Source organism: Tannerella forsythia (assembly GCF_003860135.1).
GTDB classification, from domain to species: Bacteria; Bacteroidota; Bacteroidia; order Bacteroidales; family Tannerellaceae; genus Tannerella; species Tannerella forsythia_A.
In genome coordinates, this window is record NZ_RQYN01000037.1 from 1 (window position 1) to 21,705 (window position 21,705).

Annotated in this window: 15 protein-coding genes; 9 read left to right on the forward strand and 6 right to left on the reverse strand. The window is 47.6% G+C overall.

Annotation, left to right across the window (positions count from 1 at the left end; all coding sequences use genetic code 11):
* Positions 1-173: 173 nt before the first annotated feature.
* Positions 174-1,805, reverse strand: a complete 1,632-nt coding sequence (locus EII41_RS09545; RefSeq protein WP_124790406.1) for a RagB/SusD family nutrient uptake outer membrane protein — start codon at positions 1,803-1,805, stop codon at positions 174-176.
* A gap of 35 nt (positions 1,806-1,840) precedes the next feature.
* Positions 1,841-4,549, reverse strand: coding sequence for a SusC/RagA family TonB-linked outer membrane protein (locus tag EII41_RS09550; RefSeq protein ID WP_124790420.1), 2,709 nt, complete (start codon positions 4,547-4,549; stop codon positions 1,841-1,843).
* A 247-nt stretch (positions 4,550-4,796) separates the two neighbouring features.
* Here EII41_RS09550 and EII41_RS09555 point away from each other — a divergent pair, with 247 nt between their 5' ends.
* The 3 genes from EII41_RS09555 (at position 4,797) to EII41_RS09565 (ending at position 8,834) form a co-directional block, all read left to right on the forward strand.
* Positions 4,797-6,500, forward strand: coding sequence for a SulP family inorganic anion transporter (locus tag EII41_RS09555; RefSeq protein ID WP_124790407.1), 1,704 nt, complete (start codon positions 4,797-4,799; stop codon positions 6,498-6,500).
* An 87-nt stretch (positions 6,501-6,587) separates the two neighbouring features.
* A protein-coding gene (prfB, locus tag EII41_RS09560; RefSeq protein ID WP_124790408.1) for a peptide chain release factor 2 occupies positions 6,588-7,707 on the forward strand; the annotation gives its coding sequence in 2 pieces (ribosomal slippage) (positions 6,588-6,650 and positions 6,652-7,707; 1,119 coding nt in all).
* 26 nt (positions 7,708-7,733) lie between these two features.
* On the forward strand, positions 7,734-8,834 hold the full coding sequence (locus EII41_RS09565) for a glycosyltransferase family protein (RefSeq protein WP_260425547.1): 1,101 nt from the start codon (positions 7,734-7,736) through the stop codon (positions 8,832-8,834).
* On the opposite strand, the gene EII41_RS09570 is transcribed toward EII41_RS09565, so the two are convergent.
* Together EII41_RS09570 and EII41_RS09575 are read right to left on the reverse strand one after the other, a co-directional pair.
* Entirely contained in the window at positions 8,835-11,168 is a 2,334-nt protein-coding gene (locus EII41_RS09570) for a TonB-dependent receptor (RefSeq protein WP_124790409.1), read from the reverse strand. It lies immediately after the preceding gene.
* A 256-nt stretch (positions 11,169-11,424) separates the two neighbouring features.
* Positions 11,425-12,669 carry a M16 family metallopeptidase gene (locus EII41_RS09575; protein WP_124790410.1) on the reverse strand — a complete coding sequence of 415 codons (1,245 nt, stop codon included), beginning with the start codon at positions 12,667-12,669 and terminating at the stop codon, positions 11,425-11,427.
* A 117-nt stretch (positions 12,670-12,786) separates the two neighbouring features.
* On the opposite strand from EII41_RS09575, the gene EII41_RS09580 reads away from it, so the two are divergent.
* Entirely contained in the window at positions 12,787-13,530 is a 744-nt protein-coding gene (locus EII41_RS09580) for a NigD-like protein (RefSeq protein ID WP_124790411.1), read from the forward strand.
* Positions 13,531-13,630: 100 nt separating this feature from the next.
* On the opposite strand, the gene EII41_RS09585 is transcribed toward EII41_RS09580, so the two are convergent.
* Both EII41_RS09585 and EII41_RS09590 read right to left on the reverse strand, forming a co-directional pair.
* Positions 13,631-14,512, reverse strand: coding sequence for a DUF1080 domain-containing protein (locus EII41_RS09585; protein WP_124790412.1), 882 nt, complete (start codon positions 14,510-14,512; stop codon positions 13,631-13,633).
* Positions 14,513-14,618: 106 nt separating this feature from the next.
* The gene (locus EII41_RS09590; protein ID WP_124750617.1) at positions 14,619-16,100 is read right to left on the reverse strand and encodes a Gfo/Idh/MocA family protein; all 1,482 of its coding nucleotides are present in this window, start codon (positions 16,098-16,100) and stop codon (positions 14,619-14,621) included.
* Positions 16,101-16,370: 270 nt separating this feature from the next.
* Here EII41_RS09590 and EII41_RS09595 point away from each other — a divergent pair, with 270 nt between their 5' ends.
* The 5 genes from EII41_RS09595 (at position 16,371) to EII41_RS09615 (ending at position 21,502) form a co-directional block, all read left to right on the forward strand.
* Entirely contained in the window at positions 16,371-16,607 is a 237-nt protein-coding gene (locus EII41_RS09595; protein WP_124750616.1) for a DUF4492 domain-containing protein, read from the forward strand.
* An 18-nt stretch (positions 16,608-16,625) separates the two neighbouring features.
* Positions 16,626-18,176, forward strand: a complete 1,551-nt coding sequence (locus EII41_RS09600) for a cytochrome ubiquinol oxidase subunit I (RefSeq protein WP_124790413.1) — start codon at positions 16,626-16,628, stop codon at positions 18,174-18,176.
* A gap of 27 nt (positions 18,177-18,203) precedes the next feature.
* Positions 18,204-19,358 (forward strand): cytochrome d ubiquinol oxidase subunit II, encoded by a 1,155-nt coding sequence (locus EII41_RS09605; RefSeq protein ID WP_124750614.1) that lies wholly within the window; start codon positions 18,204-18,206, stop codon positions 19,356-19,358.
* A gap of 622 nt (positions 19,359-19,980) precedes the next feature.
* Complete coding sequence (locus EII41_RS09610) at positions 19,981-20,988, forward strand: helix-turn-helix transcriptional regulator (RefSeq protein ID WP_124790414.1); 1,008 nt, start codon at positions 19,981-19,983, stop codon at positions 20,986-20,988.
* A gap of 187 nt (positions 20,989-21,175) precedes the next feature.
* On the forward strand, positions 21,176-21,502 hold the full coding sequence (locus tag EII41_RS09615; protein WP_124790415.1) for an HIRAN domain-containing protein: 327 nt from the start codon (positions 21,176-21,178) through the stop codon (positions 21,500-21,502).
* Positions 21,503-21,705: the final 203 nt, after the last annotated feature.

The following is a 21,705-nucleotide window of genomic DNA, read 5'->3' on the forward strand; positions in this document are numbered from 1 at the left end:
GCAAGAATATCCAATAATTATTCCATTTATTTTATTGACAAACAGTTTAATGAATATATTTTAAGGAGCAACTAAGTATAGCGCAACTGCGTATTACGCAGCAACCGCAATAGGACAGCGAAAGTATTATTTCTTCCGGTAAAATCCCGAACGATAATGAAAAAATTTGTTTCTCAATATCCCGGATTTTGAAGCAGATTTTTATTGAGTGACCGAATTTTTTCCGGGATTGGAAAGACCGTAGTGTATCCGTCGGCTTCCTTTTCAAGGGGAGGGCGATCGCTATAAGCGCGTGTAAACAATCCGAAGCGCACCAGATCCTGTCTTCGCCATCCTTCCCACACAAGCTCCAACAATCTCTCATCCAGAACATGTTGCAAGGTGGCCGTCCGACGGGGCGCTTTCACCCGTTCCCGCACCTGATTCAGTTCCGCATCGCCGTTTTGTCCGTTCCGAATAAGCGCCTCGCTCTTCATCAGCAAGACATCGGCATACCGAAACAAAACGATATCGTTCTCCATCAGTTTGCCGTCCTTGGTTGCGGTTTTATCCACCGCATATTTTTTCATCCGCGCTCCGGCGTTTTTTTCGTAGGGCGTATCGGTTACGTCCAACGCTACCTTATCGGGATAATAAATCAACGTATCGTCGTTATCAAGACGAACCGGGCGGCCGCTCAAATCATAAACCGTATCCGCATAAAAACAGTAGTCGAAACGGGGATCCGCCTCCGCCGTACCGTAACCGAACGTATGGAGTGTTTCGAGAGTGGCGCAGGAACCATTTTCACCGCCCAATCCGTAGGCGGCCGCATGGTTGTAGTGCCGCGAACGGAACAGATAGATCATCTGATTAGTATAGAGATATTTGTTCATTGGTATCACAAAAATATTTTCAGAGGAGTTTTCATTGAAAACGGCAAAATTTTCCGCATAATTGTCCGACAAGGTATATCCCATTGCGGTAAGAGAGTCGCACCATGCAATCGTTGCTTCCCATGCATTCAATTGTTTTCCTCCCCAATTAAAATAGATTGCTTTCCCGTCGAGACGAGTCTTATCCGTCCAATCATCATCGCTATATATCTCCGCGTTGAGTGCCAGTTTGGCCAGCAGAAAAAATACAACAGGACGGGTAATGCGTCCATAATAGGAGCCATGTCGGTTGCTGGGAGCTTCCGGCAACAGCGGCAGAGCAGAGAGCAACTCATCGACAATAAACGCATAGCACTTACTGCGCGGTTGCTGCACGATCTCTTTCGTTGAGGGAGCGGGAGAAAGCACCAACGGTACACGGCCAAACAGATCCATAAGATGATAGTAGAACAGGGCGCGCAGCGCCCTCACTTCGGCGCGATAGGAAGCCAGATCGGCATTGGGATGCGCTTGTTGAAACGCGTCCATTTTCGCCAGCGAGAGATTGGCCAGGCCGACCACCTTGTACAGATATTCCCAGGTTGCCCGGATGGCATCGTTGTCCGTACCCCATTTGTGGAGATACAATCCCTGCCAGAACCCACCATCGAACCAGTCGCCGCCGCGGGTGGGCATCATCGCTTCGTCGGTCGTGAAGGTATTCAAATCATACACTCCTCGACCCGTGCCCTGAAGTCCCTGACTGTCGGAATAACCGCCCATGTAATTATAGAGTGAAGCGACGCCGTTCAGGTAAAGCTCCTGCATATCATTAAACGTTCCGGTATCGGGAAGCCTGTCTTTGGGTTGCTCCTGCAGAAAATCGGCACACGCGGTAAGCAGTAGCATCCCTGCCGGAAATAAAAACCAAGTAATATATTTGCAGTTCATCTGTTTAATTTTTAATATTCTACTTTACGAAACCGTTAAAACGTCACGTTGAATCCTACGGAAAAAGTGCGGGCTGGCGGATATCCACGTTTATCATCCAAACCGAGGGTTGGTGAAACGGCCGAATGATTGATCATTGGTGTCAATCCGGAGTATCCGGTAAAGGTGAAAACATTATCGACCATAACGGAAAGGCGCAATGAGCTCACATAAGTGCCGGTAAGAGGCACATTCCATCCGAAAGCAATATAATCCACATTCAGGTAATCCCCCCGCTCTAACCAGTAGTCGGTAGCCGTCTGATCTTTGATGCAGCGCGAAGGTGCCTCGTTCATCACATTGTAATCGGGGAACGTATTCATATTCATATAAGTCAAGGCTGTTCCGTTATATATCTTGTGTCCGAAAGCACCGTTGAGTTGTATCGACAGATCGCACCTGCGGAAGCGGAACCCTACATTCGATCCGATCAGTAGCTTGGGCATTGCCTGTCCGGCGATGTAACGGTCTTCTCCATCTTCAAGACTGACCCCGCCGCCGTTCAAATCAGCCACACCATACGTATACCCTCCTTTGCCATCCGGCACCAGCCCCGTAGATTTGGGCAAGTAAAAAACGCCCAACGGCTGCCCGACAACCTGATATACCACATGGTTATAGCCCCCGTGAAATCCCGCACCGTTTAATGAAGCGATGCTGCGATATTTGGGAGCGGAGATGATCTCGCCATTGTAATAGCCGCTCAACGACAGCAACTTGTTCTGCTGAAAGGTAGCATTGAGATTAACGGAGAGTTGCGACTCCGCAGTCCGGAAAGGAATCACTCCGAGCGATATTTCAGTTCCACTGTTGCGCATCGACCCGATATTGGCGAGCAAAGTATGATGGATAAAGGGAGGAACAGCGACATGATACAAATAGAGCATATCTGATATCGTGGACCGGTAATATCCTGCCGAGAAATAGAGGCGGTTTTCGAAGAGGGCTATATCCACTCCGGCATCGAACGTTCGTTTCACCTCCCATTTCAAATCGGGATTGATGTTCTTCATTGTGGAAAGGGTTACCGAAGACAAATCTCCTATAGGAGCGACCCCATCGGGCGACAACATATTACGGGTAGCATACGAAGAGATGCCACTCTGGTTTCCGGCGAGACCATATCCTGCGCGCAGCTTCAAGTCATTGACAACAGGAAAATTCCTCATAAAAGCCTCCTTCCCGACCATCCATGCTACCGATACCGATGGGAACACTCCCCATTGATGACGTGCACCAAACTTGGAAGATCCATCCGCGCGAATCGTTGCCGTGATGGAATAGCGATGGTCGAAGGCATAGTCCATCTTTCCCATAAACGATGCGAGCGACGGCCGATCGTAAAACGATGTCGTTCCCTCCCACAGTCGCGTAGCTCCTCCTTGCAGGTTGTGGTAACCGAAATCATTCGTATTGAAGTCGGTGACGGTAACCTCATACCCCGATTCCGTCTCCCGTTGCAGCTCGGCAAGTGCCAGCAGATTGACGGAATGTTTCCCTACGCTTTCCTTATAGTTGCAAGTGATATTCCCCACGAGAGCTTCGCTTCTTCGGGTAGAGCGATACGCTTGTCCGTGCGCCCATACATAAGTAGGAAAAAACTGCCCGTGTTCGATCACGTTGTGGGAATAAGAACCGAACATTTTCACCGTGAACCGGTTATCGGGAGTAAACTCCAACAATGCATGCGTACTGATATGAGAGTTCGACTCATCGTCGTTCACCTCTATCCATGCCAGCGGGTGAGTAATCTGGTTCGCCGTGGTTGTCTGTTCCCACGAACCGGTATTGGGATTGCGATGGTTCGGAAAAGTGGGATTAAAGGAGGCGGCAGAGTAGAACAATTTCTGTTCGTCCGGTATCACGCTGTTATTGCGAATGGAGGCGAACATTCCAAGGTAAGTGATCACCTTATCGCCGAACACTTTCTGCGACATATTCATATTGGAAAAGAAGTTCTTCAACCGTTCCCCCTTAATCACTCCCTCGCGATCGATATATCCCAAAGCAATCCGGTAGTTGGAACCGGTTGACCCACCGTTAAAAGCCACATGGTGGTTTTGTCGGAATCCGACTTGTTCGATCTCCTTCTGAAAATCGGTATCGAATCCTTTATCAAGGGCAGCGATACCGAGGGCGTTCACCGTTTCCCGATAGCGATCGGCGGTAAGCATTCCGAGCCGCTTATAAGCAAAAGTCATGCCACAACTCCCCGAGTAACTCACGTGCATCTTACTGCCGACACCTTTCTTGGTGGTAATCTGTATCACCCCCGAAGCTCCCCGCGAACCGTACTGTGCCGTTTCAGACGCATCTTTCAAAATGGTGAAACTCTCAATATCGGAGGGATAGACGGAATTGAGCATCTGCAAATCGCCAAAAACACCATCTACAATAATCAGAGGGTCGTTTCCGGTAATCAGCGAGGTGGTGCCGCGTAATCGTACGGCTTGTAACGAAGCTCGTGCGTTGTCGCCCTTTTGGACAGCCAGACCGGCAACGCGACCGCTAATGGCCTCAATGGGGTTGGTCATCGGAGTTTTGTTCATATCTTGTTCGGTAATCCGGTCGGTTAAACCGGACAGACGCTCTTGTGATTCTGTAGGGGCTCCCCCCTTCAAGACCGTATCGGGAGGCATCCATCGGGTCTGCCCCTGCGACTGCACTTTCGCAGAAAAAAAGAACAAGCTGCAACAGAGTGACATTACAAATGTTTTCGAGGTACATGGTATCATACGCATTATTTGATGAGGTAGATTCAACTTACAAATGCAACTATTTCGCTTGCAAATTTATAAAAAACTTCAATCAATCCTTTTAAAATTTATTTCTTTTTAATCTCCTGCTTAATCCATATCGTACCCACCTGATTCCTTCTCGTTTTATTAATTCCGTATATCGGAGATTTATGATACCTTTGTTGCGTTTTTTTATGGAAAGGAGAAACGAAAAATGAAACTCATACCCGAGTTCAAACCGAAACTGTTCGATTCACTGAAATCGTACACCAAGGAGAAGTTTTTGAACGATCTGATGTCCGGCATCATCGTCGGTATTGTAGCATTGCCCTTGGCTATTGCTTTCGGAATTGCGTCAGGGGTGAGTCCGGAGAAAGGTCTTATCACAGCGATTATCGGAGGATTTATTGTCTCGCTTTTAGGCGGCAGCTCGGTACAAATCGGAGGGCCTACGGGAGCCTTTATTATTATCGTGTACGGCATCATCCAAAACTTCGGTATCGAAGGCTTAACAGTCGCTACGCTATTGGCCGGCATTTTTCTGATCATGATGGGAGTGATGCGTCTGGGAACAGTCATCAAGTTTATCCCCTACCCGATCATTGTGGGCTTTACGAGCGGTATTGCCCTGACTATTTTTACGACACAAATCAAAGACCTCTTCGGCATGACCATTGAAAAAATGCCCGGAGATTTTCTCTCTAAATGGGTGGTTTATGCACAAAATATCGGTAGCATATCATGGTTCTCATTACTTATCGGTATCTTGAGTATCGCTATCATCGTCTTGACACCAAAAATCTCAAAAAAAATACCCGGCTCGCTCGTCTCCATCCTGTTCATGACAGTTGGAGCCTATGTCATGCGTGAATATTTAGGTATTCCCGGTATTGAAACGATTGGCGACCGCTTCGAGATCAACGCTTCACTTCCCGCACCAGCCCGAATATCCCTTAGTCTGGAAACGATCAATCTGTTGTTACCTTCAGCGTTCACGATTGCCATGCTCGGTGCCATCGAGTCATTATTATCGGCTACCGTGGCTGACGGTGTGACAGGTGACAAGCACAACTCAAACACGGAATTAATCGCTCAAGGTGCTGCCAATATGATTGTTCCGATATTCGGCGGGATACCGGTCACGGGGGCTATCGCGCGCACAATGACAAATATCAATAACGGCGGAAGTACACCCGTCGCAGGATTGATGCATGCCGTCGTCCTCCTGTTGATATTGCTTTTTCTGGGCCCTCTGACCCAATATATCCCTATGGCATGTCTGGCAGGAGTACTTGTGGTTGTTGCTTACAATATGAGTGAATGGCGAACATTTCGTTCATTAATGAAGAATCCGAAAAGTGACGTGGCAGTCCTGCTGGTCACCTTCTTTTTAACGGTGATTTTCGACTTAACCATCGCAATTGAAGTAGGTCTTTTACTGGCTATGGTACTTTTTATGCGTCGAGCCGCTGAAGTCACACAGATCTCGGTTGCCACAAGTCGGATAGACCTGTCGGCCGAAAGCGAAGTCCGTCACGACGACGAAGTGCTCGAAATCCCCACCGGCGTCGAAGTCTACGAGATTGACGGGCCTTTTTTCTTCGGTGTGGCCAACAAGTTCGACGAATGTATGAAACAAGTCGCCGGAAAACCGGAAATACGGATCATCCGCATGCGTAAAGTTCCTTTCATGGACTCCACCGGGTTGTATAACCTTGAAAGTCTATTTCGCCTTTCGAAAAAAGAAAACATCCGAATCATCCTTTCGGGAGTTAATAAAAACGTACGAGAAATGTTGAAGACAAGTGGTATGGACGAAAAAATAGGACGAGCAAATATCTGTAGCGACATTCACGAAGCCCTTACACGCGCAACACACCTGCTCAACGATACGAATAAAAGCAATGCCAAAGAATAAATTTGCGTACCTTTGCCCCCGAAAAGACTGAAGAAGCGACACGTTTCACAGTCCTACAATAAACCAATAACAGACCGTAAACAAAAAATGATAACGACAGACCAACTGAAAGATATGTTGGAACGCGAGCAAGCGTTGAGGAGGTATCTTTGACGTCGATGCAAAGACCGTTCAATTAGAAGAAGAAGAACTGCGTACGCAGGACCCTGCATTCTGGGAAGATGCCAAACGTGCCGAAGCACAGATGAAGGTTGTCAAAGACCTTAAGAAATGGCTCGAACTCTATCGCGAAGTACACGATGCGGCCGAAGAACTGTCGCTGGCTTTCGAGTATGTAAAAGAAGGCATCACCTCGGAAGAAGAAGTCGATGCGGCCTACACTCGCACAAAGGAGCTGATTGAAAATCTCGAGTTCCGAAACATGCTTCGTGAAGAAGCCGACCAGATGTGCTGCGTCCTTAAAATCAACTCGGGCGCGGGCGGTACGGAGAGTCAGGACTGGGCTTCGATGCTGATGCGTATGTACATGCGCTGGGGCGAATCGAACGACTACAAGGTCACCATCAGCAACTTGCAGGATGGTGATGAGGCCGGTATCAAAACTGTGACGATGACTATCGAGGGCGATTATGCCTACGGCTATCTGAAAGGTGAAAACGGAGTGCACCGACTCGTGCGCGTATCGCCCTACAACGCACAAGGTAAACGAATGACTTCGTTTGCTTCCGTCTTTGTGACCCCTCTCGTCGACGATACGATCGAGGTACAGATCGATCCTTCCTGCATTTCGTGGGACACGTTCCGTTCGGGCGGAGCCGGCGGGCAGAATGTGAACAAGGTAGAATCGGGTGTACGTCTGCGGTATCAGTACAAAGACCCGTACACCGGCGAAGAGGAGGAAATCCTGATCGAAAACACCGAGACACGCGACCAGCCGAAGAACCGCGAGAACGCGATGCGACAACTCCGTTCCATCCTTTACGACAAAGAAATGCAACGACGCATGGCCGAGAGAGTGAAAGTCGAAGCCGGTAAGAAAAAAATCGAATGGGGGTCGCAGATTCGCAGTTACGTATTCGACGACCGACGTGTGAAAGATCACCGCACAAACCACCAAACCTCCGACGTAAACGGAGTGATGGACGGTAAAATCGATGATTTTATCAAGGCTTACCTGATGGAGTTTGCCGGAACCGATTCGGAATAAAGGGTAAGTACAACCGGCAAAGCGATATGGAGAAGAAGCTGCGATTCATGTTTATCGTACAGGGCGAAGGGCGAGGGCATCTGACACAGGCCATCTCGCTGGCCGCCATGTTACGAAGACACGGGCACGAGGTAGCCGAAACACTCGTCGGGAAAAGCCATTCCCGCGAGGTGCCCGACTTCTTTCGGGCAAAGATCGGTGCGCCGGTGCGCTCTTACGACGCACCTTCATTTGTTTTCAAGAAAGATCGCAAACGTCTTGACAAGTTTAAGACTCTTCTCTATAACTTCAGTCCGCGCAAACTGAAACGCTATGGCAGAAGTATCGAAACCATCTACCGGCGCATTAAAAAAGTACGCCCAGACGTGGTCATCAATTTCTACGAGCTACTGCCCGCACTGGCGCAATTACGCTTCCGCATCGATATACCGTTCGTGAATATCGGGCATCAGTACCTGCTGCGCCATCCCGATTACGGGCATGGCAAGGGAGACGCGCAAAGTCTGATGGTACTGCGTCTGCACACGCTGCTTACCGGCATCGGTGCTTCGAAAATTCTGGCGCTCTCGTTCTACCCGATGAAAGATTTTCCACGCGAAAAGATTGTCGTGGCCCCCCCGCTCCTGCGCCGCGAGGTACTTGAGTTAGAACCTTCCGAAGGCGATTATATTCTTGGTTACATGCTCAATCAAGGCTTCGAGAACGAAGTACGCCAGTGGCATAACGCCCATCCCGAAACGAAACTGCACTTCTTCTGGGATAAACGCGACGCCCCGGCAAACCTCGTCGTGGACGAACAGTTCACGCTTCATCGCATCGACGATGAGAAGTTCCTGCATTACATGGCCGGCTGTCGCGGATACATCACTACGGCCGGATTCGAATCGGTCTGCGAGGCGTTTTATCTGAATAAACCCGTGATGTTGATCCCTGCGCACATCGAGCAGGAAATCAATGCGGCCGATGCCGCATCGCTCCGGGGGGCCGTGGTAGGAGAAAGCTTCGACTTGAGTAAACTGCTCGACTATATGAACACCTCGCGGACATTCGACCACGAGGCGTTCAGAAAATGGTTGCTGTCGGCCGAGGAGATTTTTATCCGGGAACTGACCTCGGTTGTCGGATAACTATTTCCCCGTACTCATCACGCCCGCATCCGTATCACTGTTGTTCAAACGTTTACCGGAAGCAGCATAAGTACGTCCAAACGAAAAATGGTAACTTAAATTAACCGTAAACAAACGTGAACTTTCCTTGATATAGGTAGACCTTTTATACGATGCAAGACGGTTCCAATTTTCTTTATCCAGTTTAAAGTTGTCGATAAACGGATTGAACACACCGATACCGGCAGACAGGTTTTTATATTTGTAGTCGAGCCGCACCATCTGAATATTTTCGCCTCCGGTCATCGTTTCGCCGAAGAACCGGTTCCAGCTCGTCTTCAACATGTACATCAATTTCCAGTTCTTGTATGCGGCAGATACTTGAGCTTCGCAAAACCAGTTCGTATAACGGTGCGCATACGTGTTTCCGTTACTAAGAAAATGGTTCACGCCTCCGGAGAAAGAGAATTGAACGATCTCTTTAATGGGGCCTACACGCAACGTCAGAGTGCTTGTCAGATATTGCCAGTTACGTTGGTTGTCCCACGTCTGTACGATTTTTCCGTTCTCCCAGAACTTCTCGTCCATGATGACTTTCGGAGCATATTCGTACGAACCCCAAAAATTACCGTAGAATAACCCTTTCTTCACCTCATACATCAAGTCGACACCGTATTTTCGGTAAGGCTTCAGATCGGGATTACCGCGCTGCACTTGTAAGGAATCGATCATCATCTCTACCTTCCCAAGGTTCGCAAGCGAGGGCGAATGGGTACCGATGTGGGCCCTCAACCGCACCAGCGATTGATCCGGGAAATGGTACTGGAGCGATATCTTCGGACGAAGATGATAATACTCGTACGTATGATTTGTTTCTTCCTGATGAGAGTCGTAACGCGAGAGGGCCATACCGAGCGTATAGTCGAACTTTCGAATCGCTCCCTTCCATTCGGTATACAAATACGTATCGGACTGACGCATACGCGTCGTATGGCTCCGACCGTTTCGGTAATCGTTGTCCGAAAATGACTGATCATGCCTGATTCCCAACCCCAAACGATTTCCTCCGAACTTTTTCTCATAGACCCCTTCTGCTATCACGGAATATTTCTTGCCGTCTATGCGGTTGTTTACATCGGTAAGTATCCGGTTACCACGCTGCTCCTGATAAACGCGCCGGCTATCCGTCCGGTTCAATGTACCGACAATATTGAAGACGAGTGTCTGATCTTTCGGCATATTCCGCTGATAATAGAGATCTACCGAAGAACGCTGATAAAGAGACGGATTACGATCAATCATCGCAACCTTATCCGAGGGAATCTCCTTGTTATATAAGGTTCCCTGATAGTCCCAATGTTTGTTATGATCTTCACCGTAACGGATCGAAGCGTTAAACAGTTGTTTCGCATCCTGAAAACTGTATGTCAGATGGGCGTTGTGCATATACACTTCGGCGTGGTCAGGCGTTCCCTGCTCAATACGATGCAATGTCGTACCATTGCCGAAACGAAATGTCTCTTCGTTGTCGCGCCACATCCCGTAAAAATCACGCGGCCCGAAGTGATACCCCGCACTGAACTCCGACTTTTTATGATTCGTTTTAGCATTTACACCATGCTCGCCCCACATGGCATTGATGCCTTGCCGTGAATCGAACCCGAAACTTCCGCCTGTCTGAGGGCGATGTACGATATAATCGAGCACCACTTCGGCATTCCCGTAACGCAGCCCGGGGTTGTCATGAAATTCGACACGCAGAATGTCGGCCGGGCGCAATGCTTTGATATCGTGAATCTCTACCTTCACCCCGTTGATACGTAACTGTACCTCGCCGCCGCCCGGCACCGTGATGGCGTTCGTCATCTGATTGACTGTGATTTTAGGTAACATCAATTGCTGTAACAGATCGACGCCATCGGTCGAGATACGCACGATACGCTCGGTCGGAAAAATAATTTTACGGTCTGGTTTCGTGATCGAAGCTGAGGCCGTTACCGTCACATCGCCGAGAGCGACAGACGATTCCGCAAGTACGATATCGTTCAGTTGCAAATTTCCGCTATATCCTTTCAGATCGATGGCCTGCGTCTCGTAACCGATACTCGAAACAATCAGTCGATAATCGCCGGTACGAACCTTAGGCAATGCAAAGCGGCCATCCTCACCGGTCGTCGTACCGCTGACGAACACAGAGTCCGGCGTTTGCAATACAATATTTGCAAACTCAATAGCCTGACGACTCTCCCCGACAATCCGCCCTTTGATATCGATTTCCGACGCAAAAACAGAGACTGCCGCAAAGATACAGACGGCATTCAATGCAACTATTCTAAACAGTTTATTCTTTTTCATGCTACTTATTATCATAAAATACCTTGTAATACATAATAAATGGCGCGCAATCATTCGTCGTTTTGATTTACTTCCTAATAAGTAGACGCACGTTCTGCGGAAACGTTACAGTTTTTGCCGTTTATTTTTTGATTTCGTGTCACAAGCGTACGCGGTGCAAAGGAAAACGCCTCTCGCTATGATGTATCTCCCTTGTGCTCCCGTCCATCGTTTCTTGCTCGAAAAGGCGTTGTCTTTCGTACTTCACATGTGGTGTTTACTCGTAGATCAACGAATAGTGCTGTTCGGGAGCAAAGATTTCGTTGGCAGTTTCAAGGATTTGCGAGGCCGTCACAACTTCGATGCGGCGGATGACTTCCGCCAGAGAGTCATACCGATCGAAATGAAGAAACGATTTCCCGAATCCGAGGAAGAGGCTTTCCCTATTATCGCCGGCCACGGAGAGTTGTCCTACAGCCTGTTTCTTGGCGGCGGCAAGCTGCGTGGTCGTAAGCTGCGTATGGCATAATACGGCCAACTCGCGCCGGATAAGCTCGAGCACTTTTTCCCGATTTTTCGGGTCGGATCCGAAATAAATGGCACAAACACCGGTATCGGTGTATCCCGTAAGATTCGATTCCACGTCATAGACTAATCCTCTTCTTTCACGGAGAGCCACATTCAGACGACTGTTCATTCCGGAGCCTCCGAGTATATTGTTGAGCAGGAAGAGCGAAATGCGGCGTTTATCATACATATCGTAGGCTCTCCCTCCGATAATGGCATGCGACTGGTGGGTTTTCTTTTTCTTGCGTAGTTCCTGCGGTGTGGTTGACCACGGACGCTCACGCGTATGTACGGCCGGATGAGCCGGAACTTCCGACAAGTAAGCCTCAGCCATGCGTACGATCCGCCGGAAGTCCGTACGTCCCATCGAGAAAAAAATCATATTTCCTGCCGTGTAGAAACGCTCCAGAAACGAGCGGCCGGCTTTGGAGTCGAATGTACGTATCGAACGCTGATTCCCCAGGATATGACGTCCTAACGGATGACCATCGAAGAGAAGATTCTCGTACTCGTCGAAAATCAATTCCGAAGGCATATCTTCATACGAACGAATCTCGTCGAGAATCACTTCCCGCTCCTTCTCAATCTCGTGTGCCGGAAACTGCGAGCGAATCACGATGTCGGCCAACAATTCGATGGCCCGGCGATAATGCTCTTCCATAAAAACGGAGTAGATAAACGTTTCTTCCTTCGTTGTATAAGCATTCAACTCCCCTCCGACGGCTTCCATGCGGTTCAGAATATGCCACGTCTTACGCCGCGCCGTACCTTTGAACAGCATGTGTTCGACGAAATGCGCCAGCCCCGACTCGTTCGGTGCCTCATCGCGCGTACCGGCGTGTACTACAATCCCGCAATAGGATATCGCGGCATCTGTCGGTAAATGCACGATGCGCAAACCGTTAGACAACGTATGTGAGAAATAATGCGACATATCCGTATGAATCATCCTCATTGTATAAGGTCGCAAAAATAGTACTTTTTTTGTTTTTAATATTATTTAAGAGGAGACGATGCAACGTGGAAGCCTTGATATGCATCATGCTTATGAATTTTATAATGAAAAAATGATATGAAGACGATGAGATTATTTTTCAACTATGTAGGAGGGGTAATGATCGCCCTGTTATTAAATTCGTGTCTGAATAATGACGGCTATTCGTTAGGCGACGTATGGTATTCGTTAGCTACCGTCAATCCTTCTGACAATGGGAGAACTTATTCGCTCACACTCGACGATGGAAAAACGTTATGGCCGGCAGCAACACAAGCCCCCCACTACAAACCGAAAGCCAATCAACGGGCATTAGTTTATTATACGATTCTTTCCGATTCGTTTCAAGGATATAACCATGCCGTGCAGGTACGTGATATCCAAAATATTCTGACGAAACCCTTTGTCGACCAGTTTAACCCCGACAGTCTGGATGTGAAATACGGAAAAGACCCTCTGAAAATCATGGACATGTGGATGGGTGACGGATACCTGAATGTACAGTTCGGATTCAACTTCGGCGAAACAAAGAGACATTATATCAACCTCATACATCGCCCGGATAAAAGCAATGCTTATACTTTCGAACTCCGCCATCATGCGTATGGAGATCCGCAGCGCTACGGGCGCAAAGGGATTGTGGCTTTCGATTTGTCGAAACTGAAGTTCGATGGGAAAGAGCCTACGCTGATTATTAAGGTGAAAACATTCAAAGGAGATAAGGAATATACGATCAAATATAAAAAGCATCCGTCGAATGCCGTTCCTTATTCCATAAAAGAAAAAGATTTAAGCGATCTGGATTTCGTAGCGACGAAATGACGATCTGTTAATAATGTTGTTTGTTGTTCTGAAAAAGAGGGTGTACCGTTGTGGTACACCCTCTTTGTTGTGGTAAAAAATTATAAATAAAAGGAGATATCTACTCTAAAATTTTAATTCGGATGTTTCGGTACCATACCGTATCGCCATGATCTTGTAACCCGAAAAATCCTTCTCTGTTTTCTCCGCCACAATTGTTGAGCAATTCGAATGCCAACGGCCATTTTTCCTGACTGAATTTACTCTTTTGGAGCATCTCCGTCCATTGCGGAGTCCATAAATGATATTCGACCACGGCCTCATCGTTCTGATAATGAACGACCGTACCTTTATAGCACATGATTTTGGCCTTGTTCCACTCTCCGAACGTTTTCGAGTTCTGCGGATTGGCAGGAATCATGTCATATAACGATGCCGACTGACGATTGCCGTCTTTACCCAACTTGGCATCCGGATGATTCGCATTGTCGAGGATCTGATATTCGGGAGCCGAAATATACGAGGGCTGGATCTTCCAGTCTCCTTGTTCATCGGGCGATTCTACCTCCTGAATCATATAAAAGATACCGGAGTTAGAGCCTTTGTCGACCTTCCATTCCAACTCGAGTTCGAAGTTTGTGAACTTGTGAGCAAAGATAATGTCTCCGCCATCTTCCGCCCCGGCTTCTCCCTTGCCCGATCCGGTCATCTTAATGCAACCGTCTTCGATCGTCCAGCGCGCCGGCATATCTTCGCGTCCGTAACCGCGCCAGCCGTCGAAAGTCTTGCCGTCGAACAGAGTGATCCATCCGTCTTTATCTTTGGTGAATTTTGCCAAATCGACTGTCGGCAAATTCAACGTCCGATACTCGGGTGCGGCCTGAGCCGTAGGAACAGAATCGGTCGCTGCCGCGTCGGCAGAGCCTTCGGCTTTTTTCCCTCCGCCGCAGGAGGCAAGAGCTATCATACCGACAGCACTTGCAACTAATACACTTTTCTTCATTGTTTATCGGTTTATTGTAAATGATGATTGTTTTTTGTAATAAGCGAAGACGAAGCGCACGATCCGCAATTCTCACGGAAGGCTCTCCGTCTTCGGCTATGTATGTTTACGGCATATCCGGCAGCTTCCAGCCCGCACGATACGTATGTTTCACCAATTCTTCGGCAAACTGTTTCGCGTTCATCGGCTCGGTGAATTTCTTGTCGAACTTGGGATCGCCGTCCACCACTTTGAAGTCGTCACTGATCTGGATTTTGAGCATCTCATCATCTTTGATGTTCGTAAACTTCATGTTCTGTCCGTCCCAATCGAGCACTTTGTTCAGTCCTTGCAAGCGAACCGCCAATACACCCATCACAACCATTTCGTTGAACGGACCGGCTTCGGAGAAATCCGATTTCGGTTTCACGCGGTTTGCCGGGCTTTCCTTACATGCGCGCACCCAGTCTTGTTCGTGACCGCTTTCGGCGTCGGGCACCCGACGTTCTACCTTCGGCGCATTCGGTACGCGTCCTGAAAGCAGGAACGGATCACGTCCGTAACAGCCGCAGATCAGCGTATCTTTCGTACCATGGAAAATACATAATCCGCCGCCGGCCTGCATCAACTGCATGCCTTGCGGGAATCCTTCCGGACGGTCGGGCATCATACCACCGTCGTACCAGTGTACTTCCACTTCGGGGAGTGCCAACTTCGGCATATTTTCACGCGCCGGGAAGATCAGCTTCACATGCTGTGCCTGCGGAGCGCAGTCGGTCAGCAACAACGTCGAAGAGGCTTCGGCATGAATCGGGAAGCCCAGATTCAACGCTTTGAATGCCGGATGCATGATGTGGCAAGCCATGTCTCCGAGAGCGCCTGTACCGTACTCCCACCAGCCACGCCAGTTCCACGGATGATAAATATTGTTGAACGGTCTGAGTTTAGCCGGTCCGGTGAACAAATCCCAGTTCAACGTCGAAGGAATTTTATCGACTTTCGTCGGAGCATTCAGTCCTTGTGGCCAAATCGGACGGTCGGTCGCGCAATCCACGCGTTTCACCTCGCCGATCTCACCGTTCCAGATCCATTCGCAGACCTGATTCACTCCTTCGCCCGATGCGCCCTGATTCCCCATCTGGCTTGCGATCTGATATTTCTCAGCCAGCTTCGTAAGCAGACGTGATTCGTAAACCGAATGAGTCAACGGTTTCTGTACGTAAACGTGTTTGCCCATCGTAATGGCATCGGCCGTAATAATCGCGTGCGTATGGTCTGCCGTAGAGACGATCACCCCGTCGATCGATTTCCCCATTTCGTCGTACATCTTCCGATAATCCCAGTATTTCTTGGCTTTGGGATGTGCATCGAATACTTTTTTAGCATACTTCCAATCCACATCGCAAAGCGCGACGATATTTTCCGTCGGCGACACCTTCTTGATGTTGGCATTTCCCATTCCGCCGATACCTACGGCGGCAATGTTCAGCTTATCCGTCGGGGCGGTATAGCCATGACTTTTACCTAATACACTACTCGGAACGAACGACAAAGCTGCAGCTGCAGCGGCTCCCTGTTGGAGAAAACTTCTTCTTGAAATGTTTGACATAGTAGTAAGTTTGATATTGTAAATATAATCGTGAAAACACATAGAAAAACCATGCAAATATAAACAGAAAAGGAATAAAATAAAAACAAGCCACCCTTTTTCTCTTCTTATAAAACATTATTTAACGAACGAAGGCGGTCGTTTTAATGACAAAATTAATCTATAAAGCTCTTCCTTTGTGCAAATTTATAAAAAAGCTGCGGATGTTGCATGTTTCCGAAAAAGAAATTACATTTGCATGAGCATTAATTTTGTAACCAATACAATGTCATGAAATATAGCAATCTGCCGATGCGTATCTTCCGATTCTATATCGAGGGCTTCAGGTCAATGACTTGGGGAAGGACGCTATGGATCTTGATTTTGATTAAGCTGTTCGTCATGTTTGTGATCCTGAAGATTTTCTTTTTTCCACGGTACCTGAACCAGTTCGATACGGCAGAAGAAAAAGAACATTACGTTTCGGAAGAACTGGTTGAAAGAGCATTACATCCATCAAATAATTAATGACTAAAATTAAACACAATGATTGAAAATTTAGATTCTTCTTTGGTTGATTGGTCGCGGGCGCAATTTGCCCTGACGGCTATCTATCATTGGCTATTCGTTCCGCTGACCCTCGGGCTGGGAATCGTAATGGCCGTGATGGAAACGATCTATTACCGTACCGGAAAGGAGTTTTGGAAAGAAACCGCCAAATTCTGGATGAAACTCTTCGGTATCAATTTTGCGATTGGAGTCGCTACCGGACTGATCCTGGAATTTGAATTCGGGACGAACTGGTCGAACTACAGTTGGTTTGTAGGTGATATCTTCGGCGCTCCGTTAGCGATCGAAGGTATTCTGGCATTCTTTATGGAAGCTACGTTTATCGCCGTCATGTTCTTTGGCTGGAACAAGGTGAGCAAAGGCGCGCATTTGGCCTCTACCTGGCTGACAATTACGGGTGCAACGCTTTCGGCCTTCTGGATTCTGGTGGCCAACGCGTGGATGCAGTACCCGATCGGCATGCAGTTTAACCCTGACACGGTTCGCAACGAGATGTTCGACTTTTGGGCGGTTGCTTTCTCGCCCGTAGCGATCAACAAGTTCTTCCATACGGTGCTCTCGGCCTGGGTGCTCGGCGCGGTGTTCGTCGTGGGTGTCAGCTCGTGGTTTCTGCTGCGAAACCGTCAGCGGCCATTTGCGATGGAAAGCATAAAAATCGGCGCGATATTCGGCCTTGTATCGTCCGTATTACTGATGTGGACGGGCGACGGTTCGGCTTACTGCGTAGGACAATATCAGCCCATGAAACTGGCGGCCATGGAGGGTTTGTATAACGGATCGAACGGAGTGGAGCTGGTAGCTGTCGGAGTTTTGAATCCGTCGAAGAAAGCGTATAACGATAACGAGGAACCGTTCATCGGAAAGATCGGTATTCCCAAATTGTTGTCGTTGCTGACGGAGCGCGATCCCAACGCATTTGTACCGGGTATCGGCGACCTTATCGACGGAGGGTATCCTTCGGGCGACGGCTTAGCGATATCGGCGCAGGAGAAGATGGCACGCGGAAGAGTGGCAATTCAGGCACTGGCCGATTACCGGAAGGCCGTCAAGGCTCGCGACGAGGCGGCGATGCAAACGAGCCGTTCCACGCTGGAAGAAAACTTCCGCTATTTCGGCTACGGTTACATCAAAGACCCGGCCGAACTGATCCCGCCGGTGGCACTGACATTTTACTCGTTCCGCGTGATGGTAGGATTGGGACTTTTCTTTATGCTGATTTTCGTACTGGTGCTGATGCTCGGGCGGAAAGGACAGATCACGAAACACCGCTGGTTGCAAAAAGTATGCCTTTGGTCTATTCCGCTGGCTTACATTGCCAGTCAGGCGGGATGGATCGTGGCCGAAGTAGGGCGTCAGCCATGGGTCATCCAAGACTTGATGCCGACGGAAGCAGCCGTATCAAAACTGCAAACCAGCTCGGTGCAGTTGACGTTCTTCCTGTTCCTCATACTATTCACGATCCTGCTCATTGCCGAAATCGGCATCATGACGAAGGCTATCAAGAAAGGCCCTGAAATTTCCGAATAATGACAACCGATTAAAAAATCAAACACTATGAATCAAATAAGTTATCAGTTTCTTCAGGAATATTGGTGGTTTCTGGTATCGTTGCTGGGAGCGCTGTTGGTATTTTTGATGTTTGTACAGGGCGGTCAGTCGCTGCTGTTTACGATAGGAAAGACGGAGAGACAGCAGAAATTGCTGATCAATTCGATCGGTCGCAAGTGGGAATTTACTTTCACGACGCTGGTCACCTTCGGAGGGGCTTTCTTCGCGTCGTTTCCCCTGTTTTATTCGACAAGTTTTGGAGGCGCCTACTGGGTATGGACGCTGATTCTGCTCTGTTTTGTGCTGCAAGCCGTCTCCTACGAATTTCAGGCTAAGAAAGGCAACCTCTTAGGAAAAAAGACCTACCAGATTTTTCTGATCATAAACGGAGTACTGGGGCCGCTGCTGCTCGGCACGGCGGTCGGCACGTTTTTTACAGGCGCCGAGTTCGTGATCGATAAAGCGCAGCTCACGGAGGTGGGTATGCCGGTGATCTCGCGTTGGGCCACGCCATGGCACGGATTGGAGGCGGTAACGGTAGTTTGGAACCTGTGTCTCGGAGCAGCCGTATTCTTTCTGGCGAGGGTATTGGCCATCCTTTACTTCGTGAATAACATCGAAGACGACGAGGTGGATAAGCACTGCCGTAAACGTCTGCCGATCGAAGTCGGCGGTTTTCTCGTTTTCTTCCTCCTGTTTGTCGGTCGTCTGATGACGATGGAAGGGTATGCGGTACATCCGGAGACGGAAGAAATTTTCATGCAACCGTATAAGTATCTGAACAATCTGCTGGAGATGCCGGTCGTACTGGTGCTTTTCCTCGCAGGAGTCGTACTGGTGCTCTACGGTATCATCGACACGATGCTCTCGAAATATCATGTCAAAGGTATCTGGTTCGCCGGAACGGGAACAGTGCTGACGGTACTGGCGTTATTGCTTTGCGCAGGATGGAATCATACGGCGTACTATCCGTCGACGGTCGATCTGCAAAGCTCCTTAACAATTCAAAACAGCTCGTCGAGCCATTTCACGTTGCAGACGATGATGTACGTTTCGTTCCTGATTCCGTTCGTGCTGGCGTATATCTTTTACGCGTGGCGGGCATTAGATTTGCACAAGATCAACGATCAGGAGATGCGCGAAGGAGAGCATACATATTAAATATAGCAGTCAACGTTTTTTATTACCAATGGTCAATGGTTATCTTGATACATGAAATAACCATTGACCATTAACCATTGATATTGATTACGTCAAGTTTACAACCTTCTATCAGAATCCCCCCCCCTACCTCACCCAACGCTTCGCTTCGCGACACATTTGACCGAATTATTACGCCCTTTCAGGTTTAGCCGGCAGCAATCAGCCATTAGCCGAACTCAACAAGCAAACAGCTAAACGCCCTGACAGAGCTTCACTTTTCACTTTACGTTTTTTCACTTCTTTGCCTGTTAGGCATTCTATGTAAAGTTTTTTTATAGGCAAGTTTTTGGCGCGAATAATAACGTATCTATTTTGTGTTTTCTAAAAAACAACGTATTTGTGTGAAGAAAAGTGTTCTGGAATCTCTTTAAATTGTGATATACGAAAGCTGGTGTGCTCCTTATCTGATTCGAAGATTACATTCGTTGTACGTAGGTGAATTTTTGTAAAGAATCCATATATTTGCATACAGAATGAATGGTAGCCATACGATGCGGCTTTGGATTGAAATATTAGCAAGAATGGCCGGGTTATTGGACGTTGATATAAAAAATGCGCTTAATCACAACAAATAGAGAAAATGGCAACGAATAAACATGCACAAATCCGATATCAAGCATTAGATCGATGCTTTCGCAATTCGGGTCGAAGATATTATATCGAAGATTTAATCGAAGCGTGCAATCAGGCGCTTTTCGAACAAACGGGTGTTGTCGATGGCGTGAAAGAGCGTCAGGTGCGTCAAGATATCCGTGATATGGAAAGCATTTGGGGAATTGTTCTTTGCAAGCCTCGTGATGGCAAAAAAACGTATTACCATTATGAGGATTTTCGTTATTCGATCAATAATCAGTTACTGAATGAAACGGAAATCAATCAGTTGAAAGCAACGATCTCCATGTTAAACCGTTTCAAGGGAATGCCTCAATTTCGTTGGATGGAAGAAATTCTGGCGCGATTTGAGAGCGTGTTTCAGTTGAGAGAGACGACCGTCGGTATTGTTGGCTTCGAGGAGAACCCTTATTTAAAAGGGCTCAATCTGTTCACGGATATTTTCAATGCGATTGTTCATAAACAGACTCTTCGGATTTGTTATCAACGGTTTGGGAAAGAGTCGAAAGCGTATGTATTTCACCCGTACTTTTTAAAGCAGTATAACCATCGTTGGTTTTTATTCGGGCGTTGTGATCACTTGAAAGAAAAGAAAACGGTAACGACCTTCGCTTTAGATCGAATTGAACACATCGAGCCGGTTCATATTCCTTATGTGGAAAATAAAGAGATCGCGTTTGATGAATATTTTGAAGACGTGATCGGGGTTACGGTTTATGACAAGGAGATTGAAAAGATTGTATTAGAGATAGATAATGTTCTTTTTCCGTATGTTGAAACAAAGCCGTTGCACGGTTCTCAGAAAATAAAAAGACGCGATCAAACGACAACAACCATCGAACTCAGTCTGATTATCAATTACGAATTGGAAAATCTTCTTTTAGGTTACCTTGACAAAATACGAATCATTGCTCCCGAATATCTAAGGGAAAGAATGGTATCAAGAGTAAGAGAAGCCGTTCAAAGAAATTCATAATCAGCTTAAAGGTGTGTGCGTTTTATGCGTTAAAGTAAGACGGAGGTGTTTTTCTCGACTGCGATTTTTCACTTTTCGTTTTTCACTTTTCGCTATCGAAGCAAGACAGGCACATGTTTTCTCGTTTGATGCAGATAGGCTGCATAGTTGGTGTTTTCCTTTGTATCGAACATAAAAATAGATCGTTATGGTAAATCAACATTATGCTACATTTTACATTGCCGGATTCACGTATTGGGATGGCTTGGAAGTTTTTGATGAGTTGAGAGTCGGCATGGAGTTGAGATTGGAAGCCGAGCCTTTGAACAGGTATGATCCGAACGCCGTGAAAATACTCTTTCATGATACCTTGTTGGGGTACGTCCCGAAAGAGGCAAACGAGAATCTTGCAAAGTTCCTTCAGCTGGGACATACGGAATTATTCTCTGCGAAAATCAGCCGGATCAATCCTGAGGCCCATCCGGAAAAACAAATCTGTGTAACGGTAAAAATCAACAAAAAGGAAAGGGAATAATTCTCGAGTTGACTAACATAGAAAAGGCGGTGTGTTATAACGGGCCAACTACTTTATTACTTGATGAATATAAGCTTGTTTACATGCCTTATACTCCCTTATCCATAGTGCCTTGCTTTTCACCCATTCTTACACACCTAAAGAGGGCGTGCCCAAACATTGCGTTTTGACACACCCTCTTTTGTTTTTCCTTGTTACGGAAA